We start from the raw sequence: 1838 nt of genomic DNA, 5'->3' as shown, positions 1-1838 counted from the left end.
CGTCAGAGTGCGATCCGAAAGTACCGTTTGTATCACCTGTTTGGCCTGATCTGCTTCGACCACACCCGCCAGTACCGCCAAAGCATTGACGTGCTGGGAGTACGAACGCTGTGTTTTCGTATCGGCCAGAAGCCCTTTTTCCGGATTCCAGTAATGCTGGTAAATGGCTTTCTTCAGGTTCGTTTGTAGCGTCTGGTAATGCTGTGCCAAAGCGGGCATACCCAGGTTTTGTTCGAGTTCAGCGGCCATTTGCAGGGACATGAGGTACAGCAAATCCTGAAAAGCCGAATCGCCGTTTTTTTCTCGGGGCGGTTCGCCGTAATCAAAGCTGCCCGCCCAGTCGGCAAAAAACCAGTTCGGAACATAGCCTAAACTGTAATCGGGCTTGAGCCATTGTTCGTACCAGGATAAAATCTGCCGGTGGGCGGGAAGCAAGGTTTTTAGATAGTCCGCATCGTCCCGGTAGCGGTAGTAATCATAACCCATCCCAATCCAGAGTAGCGAAAAGGAAGAAATAAACTGGTGCAGATTAGAAGGATACCGGCTCATGGTCAGTCCATCAGCCACCATCGACTGCCGTCCCTGCTCCAGGGCATTTTTCACCAGCCAGGGGTCGCGGGTATTGTAGAGGGTAATCAAGGCCTGGATGCGGGTGTCGCCGAAATACTGCAACTGTTCGTAGTACGGACAATCCATGTACGTTTCGTTGGCACACAGTCGGGCCGTACGCCAGCCGATGTCGAGCATTTGCTGCAAATCTTTACGCTCCGGTACCGAAAAAGTAGTTTCCTGCTGGAGCGGATAACGGGAAGACGTTCCGAATAAATCTTCAAGCACCAATGGTTCGTCCCCCGTGGTGATAAGCAGATTGATGTAACGATACGTTCGCCACCATAGCGAGGTAAAGTCGCGATTTGAGCCGCCGTCGGCCTGAACCCGATCTTCGTACCCGACAAAAAACTTTCCGTCAATCTGATCGCGATGGCCTTTGGCGTGCGTCAGGGAATCACTGTACAGAGCTTCGCTGTAACCAATTCGAATTTCCGCATCTTTTCCGCGACTGAATTGAAGGGAGAGGTAACCCGTCGTCAGTTGTTCATTGTCCAGCAGGAGCCGAACTTTAGTACGGGCGGGTATCGTCAGGTTTTTTTTACCCTTTAAAAAGCCGGAAGAAGGTTTTTCGAGGCCTTCAGAAAGGCGAATCTGAGTCAGGCGTTCCTGTACCATTTCCATCGGTGGGAGCGGACTCGGCACCAGCAACCGACCGGGATAATCGCGGCGGCCTTTCGTCGCGGCGGGCAAACCCATCCGGGCCTGCGGCCAGGAGCTATCATCGAAGGTGGATTTTTCCCAGCCCCAAGGATACTGCTGAGCATTGAGGCTTTCGCCCGGACCCGCTACGTAATAGCCGTAAACGGGTTTTTGCCAGGGTGAGTAGGAGGAATTACTCACGCATCGCCAGGTAGCATCGGTGTTCACCACTTGTTCGGCGGCCGTATCACCCTGTAGCAAAAACTCAGTCCGATTAAAACTCATCTGAGCTACGGGTTTGTACTCGGCAAAATTCCACACGACGGCCGCCAGCAGATTACCGCCTTTTTTCAGGTACGGGGCTAGGTCAACCGTTTCAAAATTCCAGTTGTACGGATCGCTGCGGGCTGGTCCCAGACTGACGAGCTTTCCATTCACAAAAAGTTTGTAACGGTTGTCAGCTGAAACGTGTACGTAAAAGTGTTCAGGACGAGCGGCCAGATCAAAGCTTTTCCGGAAGTGATACACCCCGTAGACATTGTTAGGAACATCGGGTACGGAAATCCAGCGGGCGGCCCAATGTTGTT

General features: G+C 52.5%; 1 protein-coding gene. It reads right to left on the bottom strand.

The features are described from left to right. Positions 1–1838: alpha-L-rhamnosidase N-terminal domain-containing protein (locus tag ACOJTG_RS20735; protein WP_420155561.1), on the bottom strand; the 1838-nt coding region annotated here is incomplete at both ends.

Source organism: Siphonobacter sp. (genome assembly GCF_048595215.1).
Taxonomy (GTDB): Bacteria; Bacteroidota; Bacteroidia; order Cytophagales; family Spirosomataceae; genus Siphonobacter.
Note: the sequence above shows the minus strand (reverse complement) of the source record. Positions and strands in the feature narration are given on the sequence as shown.